Below are 16,991 nucleotides of genomic sequence, written 5' to 3' on the forward strand. Positions count from 1 at the left end.
CATGCGGCGGGCGCCGCCCCACCTCTTCCGGTCGGGGCGGCGCCCCATCACGGCCTGGCCACCGCCCGGCGAGCACCGGATGCCGGCGGCCGGGCCGCCCCGAGCACAGCTGATCAGTACCAGCACTCCGTCACACCCACCACAGTGGAGGTCTGCATGACTCTCGATCCAATCCCCGTGACCGGCCTGGCCGTCACTGTCCGCCCCGGCCAGCCACTGGCCGGCCTCGTGCGGGTGGACGGCTCGAAGAACGCCGCTCTGCCGCTGCTGGCCGCCGCAGCTGCCATCCGCTGCCCGGTCCACCTCGGCAACGTGCCCTACAGCGCCGACGTACAGCAGATGCTGGCCCTGCTGCAGCACTCGGGCTGCCACCTGGCCCGGCCCGTCACCGATGCGCACGCGGTGGCCCTGATGCCGGTGGACGGCCGCCTGCCGGTGCCCCTCCCTGATGCCGCCCGCATCCGCGCGTCCTACTACCTGGTTCCCGCCCTGCTGGCCACCTACGGCCAGGCCCGGCTGCCGTGGCCCGGGGGCTGCCGGATCGGCGAGCGGGGCATGGACCAGCACTTCAAGGTGTATGCGGCCTTCGGCGACAAGGTCGAATCCGACGACGCCGGCTACCAGGTCACCGCCTGTCCCAACGGCCCGGGACAGGTGACGATCGACCTGCCGTTCCGCTCCCGCGGCGCGAGCGTCGTCGCCGTGCTCCGCGCGGTCGTCGGCGGCCACCGGCTGCTGCTGGGCAATCCCAACCTGTCCCCGGAGTTCACCGGCATGCTGGACTTCCTGCGGCAGGCCGGCTGGCGGATCGACGTGGCGGAAGCGGCGCTCACCGTCGAGCCGCTGTCCCGCACCGACGACACCAAGACGCTGGCCTGGGCGGTGCCGGGCGACAAGATCGAGGCCGGGACGCTGGCCTGCGCGATCGCCGCCACCGGCGGCAGCGGCCGGATCGAAGGCGTGCGAGGCGAGGACACCGTCCCTCTCACGGAGGCCCTGAACTGGCTCGGCTTTCCCGCCCTGGCCGAGCCCGACGGCCTGGTCCTGCCCGGCGGCGGCACCCCGAGTGGCACACCGCTCTTCGCCATCGCCTCGCTCGCCCCGGGCGGCCTCGACGCCGACTTCGAGCCCGCTCTCCTGGCGCTCGCCCTCGGCCTGCCGGGCACCCACCTGTTCGCCGATGACATCAACCCCGGCCGGCACGGCAACCTCATCCCCCAGCTCCGCGCGCTGGGTGCCCGGATCGATGAACTCTCGCCCACCCAGTGCCGCCTGACCGGCCCCCAGCGGCTGACCGGCGCTCCGGTCGAGGCCACCGACATCCGCACCGGCACCGCTCTGCTGATCGCGGGACTGACCGCGCGCGGCACCACCACCGTCACCGGCCTGGACGAGCTCAAGCGCGGCCACGCCGACCTGCCCGCCAAGCTCCGCGCCCTCGGTGCCGACATCACCGAGGTCACCCGATGACCACGACCACGCGGACGCTGGAGCGGATCGTCGCCACCACCGACGTCCACTCCAACCTCGCCCAGGCCACCGGGATGCTCACCCGGCTCCACGCCGAGCGCGAGCGGTCGCTGGTGGTGGACTGCGGGGACTTCTTCGAGGGCACGGGCTTCTACCGACTCGGCCGCGGCGGCGTCGAGCGGCAGATCCTGCTGTCGCTGTACGACGTGCTCGCACCGGGCAACCACGGCTGGAGCCACCACTTCGAGCCGGGCCTGCACGAGCTGACGGTATGCGCGAACGCCGTCGACGAGGCGACGGGCCGCCCGCTGTTCCGGCCGCTGCACACAACGGAGATCGGCGGTCGGAAGGTGGCGGTCACCGCGGTCATCAGCCCGCAGGCGTTCGCCGCGATCCCGCTCGACCAGCGCGCCGGGCACCGGGCCACCGACCCGGTGCGGGCCCTGCGCGAGCTGCTGGCCCACCACCACGAGGTGGCCGCCTGGATCCTGCTGTCCCACTCCGGGTTCGAGCAGGACCTGTCGCTGGCCCGCGAATGCCCGTTCCTGGACGTCATCTTCGCCGGGCACTGCCACAGCGACCACTACGCGGCCGAGCCCGTCGGCAACACCCTCGTCGTCAAGGGCGCCGAGCTCGGCGCCGGGTACGCGCTCGCCGCGCCCGTCGGCTCGGGCTGGACCGCCCACACCCGCCGCTTCCCCGACAGCACAGCCCTTCCCGTCGAGTTGGAGGCGATCGGCCACTCGATCGAGGCGATCAACGCGAAGCTGGCCGCCCCGCTCGGCCGCCCCGCCGACCGCTGGCGGCACACCGTGCCCGACCGGCGCGAGCTCCTCGCAGCTGCCGCCGACCGGCTGCACTCCGGTCTCGGCGTCGAAGCCGTGATCCTCAACGAGACCGCTCTGCGGCCCGTCCAGCTCGCCGATGTGCTGCACCTGGCCGACCTGCTGGCCATCGAGCCGTTCAGCAACCAGCTCGTCCACGCGCCCCTGCCCGAAGCCGTCACGCGGGACCTGCCCGGTCTGCTGGCCCACCTCACCGATCGGGCCGGACCGCTGGTGGTCGCCCCCGACCCGCTGCCGCCCGGAATCCGCAGCGTGCTGACCACCGACTACCTGGCCGAGACCTTCCTGGCCGGCCGCGCGCACGAAGCCGGGCTCCAGCTCGGCCAGGCCGTCCGGCACGTCCTTACCGAAACCCCGTCCGACCACGAGGAAGGAGATGCCGAGTGATCCTCACCGGACCGGAGATCACCGCCGCCGTCCGCGACGGCAGGGTGCGAATCGCCCCGTTCGAGCCCGACCAGGTCAACCCCAACAGCTACAACGTGCGGCTCGGCTCCACCCTGCTGACCTACACCGGAGACGTCATCGACGCCCACCACCCCAACCCCACCCAGGAGACCGAGATCGGTCCAGGCGGGTTCGTCCTTCAGCCCGGCGAGCTCTACCTCGGTCACACCGTGGAGGAGGTCGGCTCCGACACCTTCGTGCCGCTGCTGTTCGGCCGTTCCTCGGTAGGCCGGCTCGGCCTGTTCGTCGAGATCACCGCTCCGATCGGCGACATCGGCTTCCACGGCCAGTGGACCCTCATGCTCTCCCCGACCCGCCCGCTGCGGGTCTACCCGGGCATGAAGATCGGGCAGATCATGTTCTTCGTCTCCGTCGGCCCGGTCGACCTCTACAGCGGCAAGTACCAGGCCGCGCTGGGCCCGCAGCCCTCCGGCTACTGGCGCGACCGCACCGGCGCTGAGGCGGTGGCCTGATGATCCTCACCGGAGGCGCCATCGCCGCGGCCGTCGCGGCGGGCGAGATCGCCATCGACCCCTTCGACCCGGTCCGGCTCTCCCCGAACGCCTACGACTGGCGCCTGGGCGAGACGTTACGGGTGTGCGACGACGCCTTGGACGCCGCCGCACCCACCGCCTTCGGCGAGACCACCATCCCCGCCCACGGCCTCGTCCTGGAGCCCGACGTGCTCTACCTCGGCATCACGCTGGAGCGAACCGGGTCCGAGCGGTACGCGCAGATGCTCAACGGCGACCGCACCACCGGCGCGCTTGGCATCTGGGTCCACGTCTCCGCACCACTCGGACACTCCGGCCACGCGATCCGCTGGACGCTGGAGATCCGCGTGGCCAGGCCCGTGCGGGTCTACCCCGGCATGACCTTCGGGAAGCTGGTCTTCCTTCAGACCTTCGGCGCCCTGGCCAGCTACCAGCAGCACGGCCTCAAGTACACGGCCACCGACGGCATCGACATCTCCCGCCTCTACGAGGAGATCCCCGGAGGCACCCGATGACCTCCCCCGATCGCCAGCCACTGGTGGCCACCTGCCTCGACCTGCCCGCCGGCAGCCCGGGTGGCAGCGTCGAACTCTTCCGCGACCTCTACACCGGCGAGGACCCGCTCATCCCGGCGCGCGCCTTCATGCTCGGGCCCGCTGGGCGCCGTCCCGCCGTCCCGGCAGGATTGGAACTGCTGGCCATCACCGGCAAGACCTTGGAAGGGCCCGCCTTCCGGCGTTACGTCGCCGCACTCGGGCAGGCCCTGGCGCATGCCCTGGTCCCGGAACGGATCGGGGTGCTGCACCTTCAGCACCTGGCCTTCGGCGCCACCCCGGCCCTGATGCGAGCCCTTCCCCAGCACCCGCGAATCGCCCTGGTCCACGGCACCGACCTGCTCTTCGCCGAGCTGCACCGCGACCAGCTGCGGGTCCTACGCGAGACCGCCCGCCTCGCAGACGCGATCGTGACACCCACCGCTGCCATGGCCGACCACCTGATCCGGCTCGCTCCCCAGACCGACCGGCGCAAGATCCACCACATCCCGTGGGGCATTCCCGACCACCTCCTTGGCCGCCCGCCCACGCCGCCCAAGCGGACCACGGCCAGCCATCTGCGGCTGCTGTACGCCGGTCGGCTCACCGCCGAGAAGGGCGGCGACGTCCTCATCAAGGCTCTGGCCGCCGCCAAGGGGATCGAGCTGAGCATCGCCGCCCCCAGCGCCGAATTCCATGCCCTGTCCCCGCTGATGCGCCGGGCCGGCATCCACTCCCGCTACCTCGGCTGGCTCCGCCGCCCGCAGCTGTGGAAGGCGTTCGCCGAGCACGACGCGCTCGTCATGCCCTCCACCACCCTGGAGGCCATGGGCCTGGTCGCCCTCGAAGCCCAAGCATGCGGCCTGCCCGTCGTCTACCAGCCCGTCCCCGGCCTGCGCGAAGCCCTCGGTGGTTCCGCCCTGGCCACCGACTTCACCAACACCACCGCCCTCACCCGCGACCTGGACCGGCTACGGACTTCGCCCAGCCTCCTGCCTGCTCTGCGGAACGCCGGGCGGGCGAATGCGGCCCGCTACCCGCTCAGCACCACCGCGGCCGCCCTGACCGACCTTGGCAGGCAACTCATCTGACGGATCTTCGCGCCGAAGCCCACCACGCCCCGACCGGCTCACTACGCTGGCCGGGGCGGACGTCCGCAGTGAATCGGGGAGACGATGACACCCAGCACCGATCGCATCCACCAGCTCCTGACGGACGGCGTCCGCGACCAGGTCTACCCTGGGGCCGTGTGGGCCGTCGGCGACGCCGCCGGAACCCGGGCCAGCGGCGCCGTCGGCGTCCTCGACCCCGCCAAGCCGGACGAGCCGATGCTGCCGGACACCGTCTTCGACGTCGCCAGCCTCACCAAGATCCTCGCCGTGTGGTCCACCATCGGCTCCCTCTGGGAGGCCGGCCAACTCCCGCTCGACGTGCCGCTCGACGGCTTCTGGCCCGAGGTATCCGGACACCCGCTCGGCCAGGCCACCGCGCGGAACCTGCTGACGCACACCGCCGGAGTCCCCCTGCGGGCCCAGCTGAGGAACCTCTACGGCACCGACCCGACCGCCATCCGCGAAGGTGTCCTGCACGAGGCTCTATACCGCCGGCCAGGCGAGGCCGTCGAGTACACCGACCGGGCCGCCCTCATCCTCGGCTACCTCGCCGAACACCTCTCCGGCCAGCCCCTCGACCAGCTCGCCGCCGAACGCATCTGGCAGCCCCTCGGGATGGGCACCACCCGCTTCGGCCCCCTGCCCGCCGACCAGGCTCCCCGAAGCGCCCCCACCGAACTCGACCAGGACACCGGCTCCCACCTCCGAGGCACCGCCCACGACTTCTCCGCCCGCCTCCTCGGCGGCGTCTGCGGAATCGCCGGCGTCTTCTCGACCACCGACGACCTCGCCCGCTTCCTGCGATACATGCTTGACCCCACAGCTGCCCCCGCACAGCCCGGCTTCGGCCCCCCGTGGTCCGAGGAGTCGCTGACCGTCCACACCGGCGGCATGAAGCCCACCCGTGGCCTCTTCTGGCACCCCGCCCCCGGCACCGACCCCGCCGACCATGTCTGGGTGCACTACGGCTTCACCGGCACCGGCATGTGGATCTCCCCCAAGCAGGACCGCTGGGCGATCCTGCTGACCAACAAGCTCTACTACACCCGTGACCGTCAGCCGCTGACAGACGTCCGAGATGCGTTCCGCGGACTCGTGTTCGACTGAATTCCTTCCACTCCAAGGAAGTTGAAGGAGACCATACCTCGCATCGAATGTGATCGAGGTCGCTGGCACAAGTCGTCGATCTTGCACAAGGTCGCGTGGTAAGTTCCGTGATCCAACCGAACATAGGCGACCCCGGCGGTGCTGGTAACACCCCGGGGTCCGGCAACAGGAGCTCTAACTCCCGATGCGCGTACATCGTAACGCCCACGTGCGCAACTTCACGGTGCTGCCCAACGGCCTGCTTCAGGCCCGGCGGCTTAGCTACACGGCCCGCGGCCTGCTGGCCGACCTCCTCTCGCGCCCGGACGGCTGGCGCGAGGACGGGCGGCAGATGGCCGACTCCAGCCCGCAGGGACGCGGGGCGATCCGCAAGGCGTTGAAGGAGCTGACCGAAGCCGGGTACTACCGGGTCGAGATCATCCGGATGCCCGACGGCACCATCCGGTCCGAGTCCCACGTCTACGACACCCCACAGCGACCGGAGCTGCCGGGTGTCCCCCGTCCGGCCTCCGGCCAGGCGACGACCGGCCTTGCTGGCGCCCCTCTTGCAAAGAACGGGTACCAAGAACCCTCCCTCCCCGCCAAACAGGCCGATCAGCCGTCGGCCAGCGAGGAGGCCGTCGAGGCGCCCGCGGGGCGGGAGGGGGATCGTGATCTCGTCCAACAGCCTCCGGGGATGCCGGACGAGCAGATCCGCAAGGCGGTAGCGACCCTGTTCCGGGTGATCCGACCAGAGCCCCGCCTGCGGCTGGGCGAGACCGAGGCGATGGCTCTGGCACCGTTGGTGGCACAGTGGTTGGAACGCGGCAGCACACCCGGCGCACTGGCCCAGGCCCTGCTGCCTGGCCTACCCGCGATCGTGCACTCCCCCACGGCGATGCTCCGCGACCGCCTGCAGCGCAAGATGCCGCCCGCCCACATCCCCGAGCAACCGCCGACGGCCCGGTATGCCGAGTGCGCGAAGTGCCACGATCCGGTGCCGCAGCCGGGCACCTGCCAAGACTGCTCCGGGCTCGGCGAACGACAGGCCGCGATCGGCGGCGGCGCACCCTCGCCGAGCGGCGGCGCGGCGCGCGCAAGGGAGGCGATGCGTGCGGCTAGGACCGCGCTGGACATCCGGCGCCTCGCCAGCGCAGCCGCGGGCTAAGCATCGAAGCGCCGGGCCAGGACCGCCTACGCCGACGCTGGGGCGCCCAGCACTCCGAGCAGGGCTGTACTCGTCGCCGGTGAAGCCTCGGCCATCTGCCGTAGAGCGTCGCCGGCGACGTAGCGGTAACTCTGAGGCGGGTGGAATGCTCCTGCTGACCGCAGCGCGCTGAGCGGCACCGGCTCCTCGAAGGTGACCGGCTCCTCCAACGTGAGACCGCTGGCCTGGGCGGCGCCGCTCATGTACTCGTCGTACTCGCGCCGAGTGATCCCAGTACGGGCACGGCTGGCCGACCAGACCTCCCGAGGGGTGCCTACCTGGACGGCAGCGACGCGGGCGATGCCCACAAGGGCCATGGTGGGCGCAGTGGCATAGAGCACGACGGGCGTTCCGGGAGGAACAGCGACTCGCTGGCGCCGCACCTCGACCGTCTTGCTGCCCGCGAGGATCGCGGTGGCAAAGCGCGGGTGGACTGAGAGCAGGAGTGCGCGTTCCATCTCGTTCACGTCCTTCGGTGCCCTTCCTCGTAGACCGCTTGGAACAGCCTGTTGTCGATCCTCGTCAGCGACATCACGGACAACGGTAGCCCCAGGCCCTCCGCCAGCGAGGTCAAGCGCCGGTACGCCACCGGTTTGGGGAAGAGCTCAGTGTCCGAGAATCGCAAGGCCATAGCCTTGCCTGACGATCTGTCGGCGATTGCGTGGATCTCATCCTGACCATATACGCCCAAGTGTTCGAATCGCGCCCGCAGGGCCTCGGCTGTGTCAACAACCACCTCCTCCAGCCGTGAGCAGCCAATCACCAACTGCCCTGCCTGGTTCGACAAGCCCTGGCTGACGTACCAGAGCAGGCGGGCCGGAACGCTCTCCCCGCGGTGCCCTGGCGAGCGGTAGTAGACATGCTCCCTGCTGATACCAAGCTCGTTGCGCCGCGGCAACAGCATCGTGGGCACGTTGAAGAGTTCAGTGGACCAGCGCGGGGCGATCGGCACGATAAAGGACGGCAGCTGCGAATCCATGATCTTCGCCGGCCACCAGGACCGTTCAGCCACGCTAGCAACTTCGGCCGGCAGCCCAGCGGGGAGGACATCCGCAGTTTTGCCCAGCTCCCGTGCTGCCGAGGCGGCTGCATTGGTGACCGTTGCCGAGGTGCCACAGACGTCCACCAGCAGCGCTGCCTGGCCAGCGCCGTACTCGAAGAAGCCGTCGTCACGGGCCGCTGCCCGCACGGTGGCTGACATGAAGGGGTCGGTGATTCGTACAACGTGGGCACCGGATTCGCGGGCTCTCTGCTTCAAGGTGAAGAGCAACTGTCGCACCAGCGTCGCCTCCAGCGGATGGGTGGCGGTGCGCAGAACCGGGACGGCCAGCGTACGTCCGTCGACCGCCCAGGCGTACAGCGCGACCGGATGCCCGCTGCCATCGCGGATCAATTCGCGGCGCCAACTGAGCGAGTCCTCCACCAGGGCCCTCAGGCGCTCGGCGAAAGCTGAGCCGCCGTCGCCCCCCACCTGTTCGAAGAAGGCCACCAGCTCTGCCTCAGCGCCCAGCGCGACCTCGTTGATCCGGAACTCGGTGCCCATCAGGCCTGCCGGCCGGTAGACCTGGGCCTGTCGCAGCTCGTCCACGTGCAGGGTCACCACCGACGGTGCCACCACGTGGACCCCGGCGACTGCCCAAGCCACATCAGCGAGCTGCGCGAGCAGCGGATCGCGGGTAGCCAGCACCTGCAGTCCGGCGGCCGACGTCTCGGCGACGTAGCGCAATCGGGCCTCCAGTCCGGACCGTTCGGTGAGGTCGGGAAAGGCCGCGACCGCAGCATCCAGCAGATCGCGACCGTAGGTGGCGGCGGCCTCAGGATCGGGGGAGATTTCCCGCAGCCCGGTAAGAGCCGAACGCTGCTGCTGACGCTCAACCGTGTCCTCGATCGCGCGGACCTCGTGATTGATCCGAGGTGTGATCGCCACCTCGACCAGGTCAGCCATCCAGTCGGCCGCAAGTGCTTGCGACTCGACGGCGTCGGGTGACAACGCCTTTCCGTGCAAATCCGCGAAGACGCCGTGGTCCACCACAACGGTCAGCAGGGCATCGCTGTCCACCTCGGCAAAGAGGCTCGGGTGCCGGAAGTCCAGCCACCAGGCATCCAGAATGTCGCCGCGACGGCTGCGCCCCTTGACCTCGCCCCGCGGATTGAACCCGAGGCTCTCCCACATCCCGGCGAGCCTGTAGTCGCGGCGACACTTGGCCTTGATCCCGAACCGCTGCCCGTGTCTGACCCGGATCGCCTCCACCAATCGGCGTGCGGTGCCCTTGCCTCGGTGCTCCTGGGCAACGCAGAGATGGGCCAACCGCACGTGCGGGGTTCGCTTCGGGAGCCCGAATAGCGCGTAGCCGACGACGACGTCACCATCGACAGCGACGAGGAGCCCGCCGTCGTCTGCCATCTTCTCGTAGGCCGGCGGCGTCATCAGACCCAGCGTCTTGGTATAGCGATCACCCAACGCGATCGCCGCAGCGAGCAGTTCCTCCTGCGCCCCCGTCACAGGTACGATCTTGAGCACCATCAAACCCCCTCCATCGGGCTGCTCTCCGCAGCCCCGCTCCTCAAGCCCTGTCTAGAACGGGCGGCACCTAAACCCGAGATGCTTCAGCGATCCCTGACAACTGCTCATTAGTCCGCCAACGGGCAGGCACCCGGCAGGTCATGGCAAACGGGCCACCAGTTCGACTTCCGACGGCAGAACGCATGCCCTGATCGCCAGTTCGATTGATCGCAGCCTCGGCTTGGGCAGCACACCTGGGACCGTCAGCCGCGAACGGCTCACAGCGACGCTTTCGCCCTTCCTCGCTCCCGAGCCGCCCTAGGCTCAGCCCAAGCCAACCGTTGTAGTCCGCGAGAGGAAACCCAAGATGAGCAAGGAGGTCAGCCTCTCTCCAGAGATTCAGCAAAGGATCGACGAGGTACAGGCCCTGATGACCGAAGAGGTCTTCGAGGAGATGCTGTCGAGGGAGGGCATAGATCCTGCCGATCTGACGGTGCTGCTCGACGTAGTCGCGATCGGTCTCACGAACGGATCTTGGCGTAACAGCTGCGTCGAGAACTGGCACGCGGAGGGGCGGCTGTCAGACGGGGACATGATGCGTATCAACAGTCACACGACCCACGGCGTGCGACAGCGCCTACGCCAATGGGCCAAGGACTTCGGCATCACCACAGGGACACACGAGGAGTTGGCGCAGCTCACCGTGGAGGACACCGATGACCTCGCCTACCGACTCTTCCATTGGTTGACGAACCCCAGACGCAAACTCCCCACGGGCATGACGCTCGGCGCTCTCGCCCGGACCAGGGAAGATCTCAAAGAGTACGAGGGGAACGCGGAGCGCAGCCTCGGCGGCTTCGCCTGGCAGGCAGAGACCAGGGGCCTCCGCCACGCGCTCCTCCACGCGGCCGCCCACGGCGCGCTGGCGTGCCAGGGCTGGTGGGCCCATCCCTCTTGGCCGGCGCGAGTCGATCAGTTCGTGGCAGTGCTCGACGACTCCGCAGATCCCTATTGGGGCCCCGCCGGGGAGTACCGCGAGCGACTGCTGCCCGAGCCGGCCGGACTACGAGACCGCCGCGCCTTGCGCGCCACTCTGCTGAAGGTTCCCTGGGAGCTGGACACCGTGACTGCCGAGTGGATCACAGACTCCGGCATCGGCTACCTCAGGCCCGCCCAAGCTCCGTCCCAGAGGAGCTGACCGTGCCCCGCGTCCAATCCCCGCAGGGCACATCCGGGGCACATGGAGCCCAAAAACGCCGCCAACCAGTGCCGACCAGTGAAGGTCGTCTTCGCAGGTCAGCGGCGCTTTGGCGACAAAACCCCAGGTCACAGCCCCGCCCCGACCACTCGCTGCACGAGTGGCAGGACTTCGCCAACCGGCTGCACGACGCGGGGCACCAGCTGTACTGCCTGGTCTGGCCCTGACCGGCCGCACCCTGACGATCGGTCAGCCATGGCCGGTGGCCGGCGCACTGCGCGGCGGCTGACGTGACATCACCGGTCGCGCGGCCGGTCGCCTGGTCCGAACGGGTGGAGTAACGGCGAAAAGCGGCGGGCTCGGGGAGGGGCGACCGGAACATCGGTCGTATGCGAAAGACACCGCGCCCCCGAAAGACCCTGCACACCCTCGGCGCCACCGCCCTCGCCGCCGTCACGAGCCTCGGTGCGGCCGCCCCCGCGCACGCCGGCCCGGTGCTGGGGCACCGGCCTTGGGCCTGCGAGGTGCCCTACTCGGGCGAGTTGGAGTGCGGTCCGCCGCTGGTGGTCCCGCCCGGGGCCCACCTCTGGGTCGGCGAGGAGACCGACGGGCCGACCGTCTTCACCGTCTACACCGGCGGGGACGACCGGCGCACCCGGGTCGGGTGGGGTGAGATGTGGGGCCCGGGTGCCGCCCGGCTGTACGACAACAACGGCTCGGAGCCGGTCCTGGTGCACGTCACCGAACACGCGGACGCCCCCGGGGAGCGCTGCGGCACCCGGTTCGGGCGGGGCTCCTACGAGGTCCGGCGGTAGCGGGCGGGAGTCCCGGCGCGCGCGGCGGGTGGACCGGCGCGCCGGGGGTCTCCGGGCCGGGTCAGCTGGGCAGGTAGACGATCCCGAGCTTGGTCAGCTGCCAGAGCTGGCCGGCCGCGCCGGTGTCCGGGGCGAGTTCGACGACCGGGTTGCCCTGGCCGTCGACGTCACCGCTGAGGGTGGCCACCTGGCCGGGCGCCTGGGAGTCGGCGAGCTTGTACTCCCCGCCGCCGGCCGGCTCGACGATCCACTGCTGGTTCCCGCCGCCGTTGCAGGCCCACTGCTCCAGCCGGGTGCCGGTGGTGGTGGCGGCGCCGGTGGCATCCAGGCACATGCCGCGGTTGCCGCTGAAGGCCAGCAGGTATCCGCCGCCGGGCTTGGCCTCCATGACGAACGACTGGTTGAGGCCGCCGTCGGCCGGATACGTGATGGCGAGTCGGCCGTTGGTGCTGTCGCCGTAGGTCCCGCCGCCCGAGAGGTCGAGCACCCTGCCGTTGGCGGCGTTGGTCAGCTGGAACCAGGCGCCGTCCTGCGGCCCGTCACCGAAGGGCTGACCGGCCGTCAGCGGCATGATCGACGTCCCGTCGGACTGGTTGAGCGTGCAGTAGGCCTCCTGCTGGGCGGGCTCGTCGAAGAAGCTGCCCAGGCAGGCCCCCTCGCCCTTGTACCCCGCCACCCGCAGGTGGTAGGACTGCCGGATCTCGTCCTCGCAGAGCGAGAGGATCCCGATCGAGTAGTCGCAGCCGTTGCGGGTGTTCTCCGAGAGGTCGATGACGTCACCGTTGGTGTACTCGTACGGCGAGGTGGTCCACTCCGCGCACACCTCGTGGCCGTAGGAGACCCGGCGCTGGTCCAGGAAGCGCACCCCGGGGACGGCCTCGGCCGCCTGGCGCAGCGCGTCGTCGAAGGTCGGCACCACCCAGTTGTGCCCCCAGGCCAGGTCCTCGGGGAACGCCGGGCAGCCCTGGGCGACCTTGGTGAGGTAGTCGTTGCTGCGGATGTCGGGGGTGATCGGGGTGAAGTAGGACTGGAAGACCAGCTGGTAGTCACCGTCCGCGTAGCCGGCCTGGCGCATGGTCTGCCGGATGTCGGTGATCGCCGCGATGACCTTGGGGATCACCGCGGCGGCCCGCTGGGTGATGGTGGCGCTGCCGATGGTGTCCCGGCAGCCCTGTGACTTCGGGATCGGGAAGTACTGGCCGAGGCAGCTCTCCATGATCCCGCTGAAGTCGAAGTCGTCGTTGGCGCCGATCGTGATGACGACCATCTTGACGTCGTACTTGGCGGCGGTCTGGGCGAGTTGGACGTCCTGCTTGGGCTCGCCGAAGTCGCCGCTGCCACCGCCGGTGATCTTCGCCAGCGTGGGATCGCTGACCAGGTCGCCGGTCTGCGCGCCGGAACAGGCCAGGTCGATCGGGGTGACGTTGCTCAGGCCGGTGTCGAAGATCTCCGACTGCGGGTGCCGGTGACAGAAGTCCTTCGGCCCGTCCGTGCCGGGGAAGTAGCCGTCGTCGGTGTCGGTTCCGGCGCCCTCACCGGAGATGGCGCTGTCGCCCAGCGAGACGATGGCGCCCGGCAGGGCGGCCCGGGCGCTGGCGGCGGCGGCCACCGGCGTGGCGGCGCTGGCCCGGGGGGCTCCGGCGCCCAGGCCGAGGGCGGCGACCAGGGCGGCCACGGCGAGCAGGGCGGTGGGGGGACCCGACGACATTTTCCTGATCACGCATGACTCCTCGTGGGGTGGCGGAGTGGTGCTGTGAGCGGGTTCACATCGTAGGTACTGACAAGTAGTGCAACAAGGCTCATGACAAGGAAAGTTGAGCGACCCTCACATTGCTCGGGCCGTCCCGGGCAGCAAAAAGCCGCCGCCCGCGCGCCCCAGGAGGGGAGGCGGCGGGCGGCGGCGGGAGGCTCAGGCGTGCTGGTGCTCGTCGGCGTTGACGCAGGTGTTGCCGAAGGACGGGTTCAGCAGCCCGACCACGTCGATGCTGTTGCCGCAGAGGTTGACCGGGACGTGGACCGGCACCTGGATCTGGTTGCCGGAGATCACACCGGGGGAGCCGGCGGCGACACCCTCGGCACCGGCGCTGGCCATGGCGGTCCCGGCACCCGCGGCCACGATGCCGACCACGGCGGCGCCGACGGCGGCGGCCTTCTTGATGCTCATCTGAGTCTCCTTGTTGCTGAGCACGATGCGTGCGCAATCACCAACGACTCACTCGGAACCAGGTTGCGCGGAGCCTTCGATCATCACCCGTTTGCAGTCAGTCGACGCCCGTCCACCCCGCGATTCGGCGCCAGGCGATCGGGTGATCGGGGCGGCCACCCGTTTCCGCCCGGGCCGGCGGTCGTTCTCCCATCGAAGCCGTTTCCACCTCCGACCCGGAATCCGGAAAAGAGACCCCCGTTCATGTGCAAGTCCGCCCGCGGTCCCGCCCTCGGCGCAGCCGGCACCGCCGCCGCTGCCGCGCCGGTCGTCGGCCCGTCCCCGGGGGTTCTTTCCGCCTGATCCGGGCCCGCGATTTCCCGGTCGGACCGCCCCGGGCATCCTCCGCGTGAGTGATGTTCGACGGTCGGCCGCAACCTCTCGGCCAGCATTCCGGTTTCGCCCGGTACCCGGGCCAAACCGTCTCGGAAAACCAATTGAAGGGTTAACCCCAATGCGCAAGATCTCGAAGACGCTCGTCCTGTCCGCCGCCGCCGCGGGTCTGCTGCTCGGTGGTGCCGGTGTGGCCGCCGCCAGTGCGGGTGCCCAGGGCGTCGCCGCCGGTTCCCCCGGCGTGCTCTCCGGCAACCTGCTCCAGGTTCCGGTGCACGTCCCGGTCAACCTCTGCGGCAACACCGTCGACGTGGTCGGCCTGCTGAACCCGGCCTTCGGCAACACCTGCGTCAACGCCGACGAGCACCAGCACGCCTGATCCCCCGGCCGCCGACCCGGGCGGCCCACCGCGCGCCCGGCCCGCCCGAGCGCGCGGCACCCCTCTCTCGTTTTGATCCAGTAAGGAGATCGCCATGCAGAAGGCGAAGAAGATCGCCGTCCTGTCCACCGCCGCGGTCGGCCTCGTTCTCGGTGCCGCCGGTGCGGCTGCCGCCAGCGCGGGTGCCCAGGGTGTCGTCGCCAACTCCCCCGGCGTGCTCTCCGGCAACGGCGTCCAGGTTCCGGTGCACGTCCCGGTCAACCTCTGCGGCAACAGCGTGAACGTGATCGGTGCCCTGAACCCGGCGTTCGGCAACGGCTGCGCCAACATCGACCAGCACGTCGACCCCGACTGCTGAGCAGCGGACGTCTTGTGAGCAGCGCCCCCGGACTCCGCGTCCGGGGGCGCTGCCGTCCCCGCGAAAGACCCCACATCCCTCTGGAGAGGACGCGCCTTGAACAAGAGCACCACCGGCGGCCTGCTGGCCGCGCTGGGGACGGCCCTGCTGCTGGCCCCGGCCGGACCGGCCGCCGCGGCCGCCCAGTTGCAGCCCACCCGGGTCGGGCCGGCCCTCGGCGCGCTCGGCTACGCCGTGGCCCCGGCGAAGGACCTCCGGCTGGACCCGTTCGCCCAGTCCTCGGCCGACCCGCTGACCAACGCCGTGGCGGTCAAGCCGGACAACCCCGGGATGCGGCCGCTCAGCACCACCAGCCTGACCAACGGTCTGAGCAACGGCGGCGGCCCCAAGGACGTCCCGGTCGTCGGCCTGCCGCTCTCCGCGCTGCCCGGCTGAGCGGCGGACCGCGCACGACGAAGGCCCGGTGCGGACGGACGCACCGGGCCTCGCGTGTGCCGCGACGTCAGCCCCGCAGCGCCGACGTGGCGCTGTCCAGGGGCATCGCGGAGGTGGCGGCGTCCAGCGGCGCCTCCTCGGCGACCCCGTCGACCGTGGCCAGCAGGGACCGGCTCTGGTCGACCAGCGTCAGGTGCCGGTCCGGACCGCCCAGCGTGGCCTTGGCCCCCGGCACCACCGAAACCGCCCCGGGAATCAGCCGCGGGTCCAGGTCGCCGGCCGAGAGCGAACCGTCCTTCAGCCGGCCGTCCGCACCGTCGACGAACTCCAGCGGGCGCCCCACGCCGACCGCCGGACCGACCGCGTTGAGCGGGGAGCGCGGCGCGGCCAGCGCCAGGCCGCCCGGCCGCACGCCGTCCGCGGCGGCCGGCAGCGGCAGCGCGCCGTCCAGGCCGGGGCCGACCTGGCTGAAGCGCAGCGGACGGACCACCTGGTCCGGCATCACCTGGTGGTGGTCCTGCGCGGCCGGCACCGGCGGCTGCACCGGCGAGGCCGGCAGCGAACCGTTGAGGTCGCCGCCCAGCGGCATCATCAGGGCCTTCTCGGTCACCGTCGCCACCGGCAGCTGGAACGGGACCGACTTGGTGGCGAGCTGGTCCTCGACGGCCTTGACCTGTGTCGGGGTGGGCGACGTGGCGGCGAGCGCCGCCCCCTGGCCGGCGACCGCCGAGGCGCCGACCGCCAGCAACACCGCACCGGTCCGCTTGGTGAACTTCATCGTGTTCCTACCCGATCTTTTGAGAGCTTCCGGACAGCCGCCCCCGCTGACGAATACAGCCGAGGCCGATCTGCCTCAACGATCCGGGCTCCGGGGAGTGGGCAATGGTTAACCGGAACGGCGTAGTAATCGGATCGGACGACTGACCGCGAAAAGTCGGCGAGGAGTTTTTCCGAACCTGCCGCGTAACTTTCCGGGTCGCCATTCTTTGATATCGATGTCGCCGCACGACGACGGCCGGATCGGATGCCTGACCAGCCTGGGACCCGTGGATCCGCAGCGCGTGATCGCATTCCTGAATCCGCCGGAGAGAGCAGTGACGGAGGACCGGGCCATTCGTTGAACGTCTCATCCGAGACGACTGCCCACCATGCCAGCCCGCAGAAAAGCATTTCAGAGAGGGAAATTTCTCATGATCAAGAAGACGCTCGCCGCGGTCGGCCTGGTCGCCGCCGCAGTCGCCTCTTCCGCTGCCCCGGCCGTGGCCATCGGGGACTCGGACGGCTCCGGCGCCTCGATGCAGGGCAACGGTGGCACCAACGTGACCGGCACCTGGGGCAACCACAGCCCGAACTTCCACTTCCTGGACAACCCGAACGTCTGCCTGCCCGAGGTCCACAACGTCGCGGTCGGCGTTCTCGGCGTCGCGGTTCCGGTCGAGGTCCCGATCGCCAACAGCGGCGGCAAGCAGTACTGCACCCAGGGTCAGGGCACGCAGAGCACCGGTGACGGCGGCGTGTCCCACCTCGTCGGCTGATCTGCCGACCGCTGTCTGAACCACCCGAACCACCAGCA

The 16,991-nt window shown here is 70.4% G+C and carries 18 protein-coding genes; 13 read left to right on the forward strand and 5 right to left on the reverse strand.

Features of this window, described 5'->3' with window-relative positions; translation table 11 throughout:
• The first annotated feature begins 156 nt into the window (after nucleotides 1-156).
• The 7 genes from ACIGXM_RS01595 (at nucleotide 157) to ACIGXM_RS01625 (ending at nucleotide 7,155) form a co-directional block, all read left to right on the forward strand.
• The gene (locus tag ACIGXM_RS01595; RefSeq protein ID WP_396555671.1) at nucleotides 157-1,470 is read left to right on the forward strand and encodes a UDP-N-acetylglucosamine 1-carboxyvinyltransferase; all 1,314 of its coding nucleotides are present in this window, start codon (nucleotides 157-159) and stop codon (nucleotides 1,468-1,470) included.
• Nucleotides 1,467-2,702, forward strand: coding sequence for a metallophosphoesterase (locus ACIGXM_RS01600; RefSeq protein ID WP_396555673.1), 1,236 nt, complete (start codon nucleotides 1,467-1,469; stop codon nucleotides 2,700-2,702). Before ACIGXM_RS01595 ends, ACIGXM_RS01600 begins: the two co-directional genes overlap by 4 nt.
• Nucleotides 2,699-3,235, forward strand: coding sequence for a dCTP deaminase (gene dcd, locus ACIGXM_RS01605; protein ID WP_396555675.1), 537 nt, complete (start codon nucleotides 2,699-2,701; stop codon nucleotides 3,233-3,235). Before ACIGXM_RS01600 ends, dcd begins: the two co-directional genes overlap by 4 nt.
• A complete protein-coding gene (locus ACIGXM_RS01610) occupies nucleotides 3,235-3,771 on the forward strand; it encodes a dCTP deaminase domain-containing protein (RefSeq protein ID WP_396555677.1) in 537 nt (178 codons plus the stop codon). Before dcd ends, ACIGXM_RS01610 begins: the two co-directional genes overlap by 1 nt.
• Nucleotides 3,768-4,880 (forward strand): glycosyltransferase family 4 protein, encoded by a 1,113-nt coding sequence (locus ACIGXM_RS01615; protein ID WP_396555679.1) that lies wholly within the window; start codon nucleotides 3,768-3,770, stop codon nucleotides 4,878-4,880. The genes ACIGXM_RS01610 and ACIGXM_RS01615 overlap by 4 nt, the downstream gene beginning before the upstream one ends.
• A gap of 84 nt (nucleotides 4,881-4,964) precedes the next feature.
• Nucleotides 4,965-6,008 (forward strand): serine hydrolase domain-containing protein, encoded by a 1,044-nt coding sequence (locus ACIGXM_RS01620; protein WP_396555681.1) that lies wholly within the window; start codon nucleotides 4,965-4,967, stop codon nucleotides 6,006-6,008.
• 184 nt (nucleotides 6,009-6,192) lie between these two features.
• Nucleotides 6,193-7,155, forward strand: a complete 963-nt coding sequence (locus ACIGXM_RS01625) for a hypothetical protein (protein ID WP_396555683.1) — start codon at nucleotides 6,193-6,195, stop codon at nucleotides 7,153-7,155.
• 26 nt (nucleotides 7,156-7,181) lie between these two features.
• Here the strand turns inward: ACIGXM_RS01625 and ACIGXM_RS01630 are convergent, their stop codons facing one another.
• Together ACIGXM_RS01630 and ACIGXM_RS01635 are read right to left on the reverse strand one after the other, a co-directional pair.
• On the reverse strand, nucleotides 7,182-7,652 hold the full coding sequence (locus ACIGXM_RS01630; protein ID WP_396557326.1) for an ASCH domain-containing protein: 471 nt from the start codon (nucleotides 7,650-7,652) through the stop codon (nucleotides 7,182-7,184).
• Nucleotides 7,653-7,657: 5 nt separating this feature from the next.
• Nucleotides 7,658-9,718 carry a GNAT family N-acetyltransferase gene (locus tag ACIGXM_RS01635; RefSeq protein WP_396555685.1) on the reverse strand — a complete coding sequence of 687 codons (2,061 nt, stop codon included), beginning with the start codon at nucleotides 9,716-9,718 and terminating at the stop codon, nucleotides 7,658-7,660.
• Nucleotides 9,719-10,064: 346 nt separating this feature from the next.
• Between ACIGXM_RS01635 and ACIGXM_RS01640 the strand changes: the two genes are divergently transcribed.
• Both ACIGXM_RS01640 and ACIGXM_RS01645 read left to right on the forward strand, forming a co-directional pair.
• On the forward strand, nucleotides 10,065-10,895 hold the full coding sequence (locus ACIGXM_RS01640; RefSeq protein ID WP_396555687.1) for a hypothetical protein: 831 nt from the start codon (nucleotides 10,065-10,067) through the stop codon (nucleotides 10,893-10,895).
• 389 nt (nucleotides 10,896-11,284) lie between these two features.
• Nucleotides 11,285-11,710, forward strand: a complete 426-nt coding sequence (locus tag ACIGXM_RS01645; protein ID WP_396555689.1) for a hypothetical protein — start codon at nucleotides 11,285-11,287, stop codon at nucleotides 11,708-11,710.
• Nucleotides 11,711-11,771: 61 nt separating this feature from the next.
• On the opposite strand, the gene ACIGXM_RS01650 is transcribed toward ACIGXM_RS01645, so the two are convergent.
• Entirely contained in the window at nucleotides 11,772-13,430 is a 1,659-nt protein-coding gene (locus ACIGXM_RS01650; RefSeq protein ID WP_396555691.1) for an RICIN domain-containing protein, read from the reverse strand.
• 189 nt (nucleotides 13,431-13,619) lie between these two features.
• Nucleotides 13,620-13,874, reverse strand: a complete 255-nt coding sequence (locus ACIGXM_RS01655) for a chaplin (protein WP_396555693.1) — start codon at nucleotides 13,872-13,874, stop codon at nucleotides 13,620-13,622.
• 493 nt (nucleotides 13,875-14,367) lie between these two features.
• Here ACIGXM_RS01655 and ACIGXM_RS01660 point away from each other — a divergent pair, with 493 nt between their 5' ends.
• The 3 genes from ACIGXM_RS01660 (at nucleotide 14,368) to ACIGXM_RS01670 (ending at nucleotide 15,418) form a co-directional block, all read left to right on the forward strand.
• The gene (locus ACIGXM_RS01660; RefSeq protein ID WP_396555695.1) at nucleotides 14,368-14,625 is read left to right on the forward strand and encodes a chaplin; all 258 of its coding nucleotides are present in this window, start codon (nucleotides 14,368-14,370) and stop codon (nucleotides 14,623-14,625) included.
• Nucleotides 14,626-14,719: 94 nt separating this feature from the next.
• Complete coding sequence (locus tag ACIGXM_RS01665) at nucleotides 14,720-14,983, forward strand: chaplin (protein WP_396555697.1); 264 nt, start codon at nucleotides 14,720-14,722, stop codon at nucleotides 14,981-14,983.
• Nucleotides 14,984-15,079: 96 nt separating this feature from the next.
• Entirely contained in the window at nucleotides 15,080-15,418 is a 339-nt protein-coding gene (locus tag ACIGXM_RS01670) for a hypothetical protein (protein WP_396555699.1), read from the forward strand.
• Between the two features lie 67 nt (nucleotides 15,419-15,485).
• On the opposite strand, the gene ACIGXM_RS01675 is transcribed toward ACIGXM_RS01670, so the two are convergent.
• The gene (locus ACIGXM_RS01675; RefSeq protein WP_396555701.1) at nucleotides 15,486-16,196 is read right to left on the reverse strand and encodes a hypothetical protein; all 711 of its coding nucleotides are present in this window, start codon (nucleotides 16,194-16,196) and stop codon (nucleotides 15,486-15,488) included.
• A gap of 412 nt (nucleotides 16,197-16,608) precedes the next feature.
• Between ACIGXM_RS01675 and ACIGXM_RS01680 the strand changes: the two genes are divergently transcribed.
• Nucleotides 16,609-16,953: a rodlet layer protein gene (locus ACIGXM_RS01680; protein WP_396555703.1), complete on the forward strand. Its 345-nt coding sequence runs from the start codon at nucleotides 16,609-16,611 to the stop codon at nucleotides 16,951-16,953.
• The last annotated feature ends 38 nt before the right edge of the window (nucleotides 16,954-16,991 follow it).

Origin of the sequence: Kitasatospora sp. NPDC052896, assembly GCF_044547075.1 — a bacterium.
Classification (GTDB): domain Bacteria; phylum Actinomycetota; class Actinomycetes; order Streptomycetales; family Streptomycetaceae; genus Kitasatospora.